Source organism: Isoptericola sp. NPDC056578 (assembly GCF_042793275.1).
GTDB lineage: Bacteria > Actinomycetota > Actinomycetes > Actinomycetales > Cellulomonadaceae > Isoptericola.
Map to the genome: position 1 here is coordinate 1 of NZ_JBHTVC010000117.1, position 1,904 is coordinate 1,904.

The following is a 1,904-nucleotide window of genomic DNA, read 5'->3' on the forward strand; positions in this document are numbered from 1 at the left end:
AGACAACCAGGAGGTTGGCTTAGAAGCAGCCACCCTTGAAAGAGTGCGTAATAGCTCACTGGTCAAGTGATTCCGCGCCGACAATGTAGCGGGGCTCAAGTACACCGCCGAAGCCGTGGCACTCACACAATGACCCAGCACCGACTTGATCGGTGTTCAGGTGTGTGGGTGGGTAGGGGAGCGTCGTGTGGGCAGTGAAGCTGCAGGGTGACCTAGTGGTGGAGCCCACACGAGTGAGAATGCAGGCATGAGTAGCGAATGACGGGTGAGAAACCCGTCCGCCGAATGACCAAGGGTTCCAGGGCCAGGTTAATCCGCCCTGGGTAAGTCGGGACCTAAGGCGAGGCCGACAGGCGTAGTCGATGGACAAGGAGTTGATATTCTCCTACCGGCGAAGAACCGCCCATACCGAGCCCGGTGATGCTAACCATCCCAAACCCGTCACAGTCACCTTCGGGTGGCGCCGACGGGCGCGGCGTGGGACCCGAACCGGTAGTAGGTAAGCGTGTTAACAGGGGTGACGCAGGAAGGTAGCCCGGCGTGGCGATGGTAGTCCACGTCCAAGGTTGTAGCCCGCTTCGTAGGCAAATCCGCGAAGCACATAGGGTGAGAACTGATAGTGACCGCGTATGCGGGAAACGGGTGATCCTCTGCTGCCAAGAAAAGCCTCGACGCGAGGTTCTAGCCGCCCGTACCCCAAACCGACTCAGGTGGTCAGGTAGAGAATACCAAGGCGATCGAGCGAATCGTGGTTAAGGAACTCGGCAAAATGCCCCCGTAACTTCGGGAGAAGGGGGGCCCGAACCGTGAACACCCTTGCGGTGGGAAGCGGGGAGGGCCGCAGAGACCAGGGAGAAGCGACTGTTTACTAAAAACACAGGTCCGTGCGAAGTCGCAAGACGATGTATACGGACTGACGCCTGCCCGGTGCTGGAAGGTTAAGAGGACGGGTCAACTTCGGTGAAGCCCAGAATTTAAGCCCCAGTAAACGGCGGTGGTAACTATAACCATCCTAAGGTAGCGAAATTCCTTGTCGGGTAAGTTCCGACCTGCACGAATGGCGTAACGACTTCTCCGCTGTCTCAACCGCGAGCTCGGCGAAATTGCACTACGAGTAAAGATGCTCGTTACGCGCAGCAGGACGGAAAGACCCCGGGACCTTTACTATAGCTTGGTATTGGTGTTCGGTGTGGCTTGTGTAGGATAGGTGGGAGACTATGAATCCCGGCCGCCAGGTCGGGAGGAGTCAACGTTGAAATACCACTCTGGCCACATCGACCATCTAACCTCGGTCCGTAATCCGGATCAGGGACAGTGCCTGGTGGGTAGTTTAACTGGGGCGGTTGCCTCCCAAAATGTAACGGAGGCGCTCAAAGGTTCCCTCAGCCTGGTTGGCAATCAGGTGTCGAGTGCAAGTGCACAAGGGAGCTTGACTGTGAGACCGACAGGTCGAGCAGGGACGAAAGTCGGAACTAGTGATCCGGCGGTGGCTTGTGGAAGCGCCGTCGCTCAACGGATAAAAGGTACCCCGGGGATAACAGGCTGATCTTGCCCAAGAGTCCATATCGACGGCATGGTTTGGCACCTCGATGTCGGCTCGTCGCATCCTGGGGCTGGAGTAGGTCCCAAGGGTTGGGCTGTTCGCCCATTAAAGCGGTACGCGAGCTGGGTTTAGAACGTCGTGAGACAGTTCGGTCCCTATCCGCTGCGCGCGCAGGAAACTTGAGAAGGGCTGTCCCTAGTACGAGAGGACCGGGACGGACGAACCTCTGGTGTGCCAGTTGTTCCGCCAGGAGCACGGCTGGTTAGCTACGTTCGGAAGGGATAACCGCTGAAAGCATCTAAGCGGGAAGCCTGCTTCAAGATGAGGTTTCCATCCCCCTCGTGGGGTGAAGGCACCCAGC

The 1,904-nt window shown here is 57.9% G+C and carries 1 rRNA gene; it reads left to right on the top strand.

Annotation, left to right across the window (positions count from 1 at the left end):
- A 23S ribosomal RNA gene (locus ACFQ80_RS22550) occupies positions 1-1,904 on the top strand; the annotation flags it as partial.